Raw genomic sequence first — 2,382 nt, 5'->3', positions numbered from 1 at the left:
GACACGGACACCGAGCTGTACTGGGGATCGGGGTCGCCAATCTGGAACAACGCCGGCGACACAGTGATACTCTCGGACGCTGACGGGGAACACGTCCTTGAGGCGAGCTACGAATGACTGCCATCGAGCTTCCCGACGGCGAGTACACTGCGGTCGTTGACAACGTCGAGGACGGGTTCGCGACCGTGTTCTTCGAACGTGACGGCGAGGAAGCGGGGAACGCGGTACTGGAGGCTTCGCGGCTCCCGCCAGACGGGCGGCACGCGGACGCGATTCTGTCGGTGGTTCTCAGTGAGGGGCGTATCGAAGCTGCCACGTACAAGCCCGAGCAGACGGAGAGCCGAGCGGAAGAGGCACAGGATCGGTTCGATCGGCTCTCGAAGCGGCCGCCGTCCGACGAGGAGACGTAGCCGAGCCAGGCGGACGAAATCGGTCTCGGGTGTGCGCTCGTCAGCGAGGGCGACGCGAAACGCAGGCGCGAGCAGATCGGGACCGACCCGATCGGTCACCTTTTCGCGGGCGGTGACGCAGTAACGATCATGGGCGACGACTCCGCTACCGCTTGGACGCAGGTTCTCGACGAAATGACCGCCATCTCGTCGGAGCTGTCGGCTGACGGCTGGGAGACGCTCGCGTCGCCGGCCGGCGACACCGGCGTGACCGCGGGCGACGACGGGTCGCTCGACCCCGGTTTCGTACACGTGATCCCGGACGACGACGCCGACACGTTCGCCGAGTGGTTCGCTCCGGACGGGTTCGAGCGAACAGAGGTGTACCGAGCGACGACGCCCGACCAACTGTACCTGTTGACAGTGCTGTTCGACGACCCGAGCGAGCGGGCGATCCTCGTCGCGGGAGCGGTCGACCGAGGATCGCTGTCCGCCTGTCGCCGTGCGGCCGAGGAGGTCGGGCACGTCCACACACATGTGCGCCGTCTTAACGGCACCCACCTCGGTTCGTTTCGTCACGCGGACCCAGACGCCTTCTTCCCGGAGTGATCGCCCGGCCCCGGACGAAATCGACGCGACGACGCCACCGGTTCACCTCCACCGACGGCTTCGAAGCGAATTTATAATTCTACGCGAAGTATTCACGTACCAACGGTGTCCGAGACTACAGCAGACATCGAGTGTGCGGTGTCAACCGTGACCCCCGTATGAGTCGGGTACAGTATTTCCTCAAGCGGGTCGCGCTGTCCGTCCCGGTGCTGGTTCTCGGAGCCACGCTCACGTTCGTCATCTTCCGATTCGGGCCGATCGACCCCGCGGCCGCCATCGTCGGCGACGCCGCCACCGAAGAGGGGGTCGCGGAGTACGAACGCATCCGCGTCGAACTCGGCCTCGAACAACCCCTCTTACAGCACTACTGGGCGTATATGACCGACCTGCTGACGCTGAACCTCGGCCAGTCATGGGTGCTGGCACCGCAGACCGACGTCGTGTCCCTGCTCGCGGTGTACGCGCCGCGGACCCTCTGGCTGACGTTCTGGTCCGTCCTGATCCCGATCTTCGTCGGGATCCCGATGGGCGTGTACGCGGGGATCAACTCGAACACGCCGCTCGACTACGGGCTGTCGCTCTTCGGGATCGTCTGGCGGGGAATGCCGAACTTCTGGCTGGCGATCATCCTTCTAGCGGTGCTCTCGCAGTCGGACACGCTGTTGGGGTTCGACTGGAGCGAGTTCCTCGTGACGACCTCCGTGACCGGCACGCCCGACCTGTCGCGTCTGTCGTCGCCGACCGGCTTCCTCGCGGCCGTCAAACAGGTGTTGCCCGCGGCGGTGGTGCTTGGGTCGGCGTCGATGGGGAGCGAACTCCGGATTGCGCGCACAGCCGTACTCGAAACGATCAACGAGGGGTACGTCGAGGCCGCCGAGGCGAACGGCGTGTCGCGTCGGTCGGTCGTCTGGAAACACGTCCTCCGGAACGCGTTGATCCCGCTGGTTCCCACCATCACCAACGAGGCGTTCCTCCTGATCGGCGGCTCGGTCATCATCGAGGTCGTGTTCGGGATCAACGGTCTCGGCTGGCTGTTCTTCCAGTCCGTCCTTAACGCCGACATGCCGCTGGTGACCGCGCTGGTCTTCGTCTTCGTCTTGGTCGTCGTTCTGATCAATCTCGTTCAGGATCTGCTGTACGTCCTGATCGATCCCCGCGTCGGATACGGAGGGCGGTGATCGTGGACTCGGCATCGCTCTCGACGCGGTTCCGACGTCGTCCCCTCCCCGCGGTTACGTGGACTGTCGGGGCAGCCGTCCTGATCGCGCTGGAACTGGGGCGGGTCGCCGGCAGCCTCGCTGCGGTCGGATCGGCGACCGCGGCCGCCGGGCAGGTCGCGGTGGGATGGACGCGCACGGGCCTCGCCAGCGGCGGGGCGTCCGCC

3 protein-coding genes and 1 pseudogene are annotated in these 2,382 nt (G+C 65.8%); all 4 read left to right on the top strand.

Features of this window, described 5'->3' with window-relative positions; all coding sequences use genetic code 11:
• The first annotated feature begins 113 nt into the window (after positions 1–113).
• Entirely contained in the window at positions 114–410 is a 297-nt protein-coding gene (locus tag BN903_RS03660) for a DUF3006 family protein (RefSeq protein WP_048076414.1), read from the top strand.
• Positions 411–539: 129 nt separating this feature from the next.
• Entirely contained in the window at positions 540–998 is a 459-nt protein-coding gene (locus tag BN903_RS03655) for a hypothetical protein (protein WP_048076413.1), read from the top strand.
• A gap of 158 nt (positions 999–1,156) precedes the next feature.
• A complete protein-coding gene (locus BN903_RS03650; RefSeq protein WP_048076412.1) occupies positions 1,157–2,176 on the top strand; it encodes an ABC transporter permease in 1,020 nt (339 codons plus the stop codon).
• Positions 2,177–2,178: 2 nt separating this feature from the next.
• Positions 2,179–2,382 (top strand): annotated as a pseudogene (locus BN903_RS17880) (hypothetical protein); the annotation flags it as partial.

Source organism: Halorubrum sp. AJ67 (genome assembly GCF_000513435.1).
The sequence above is the reverse complement of the archived record's forward strand: the minus strand, read 5'-3'. Positions and strand labels throughout refer to the sequence as shown.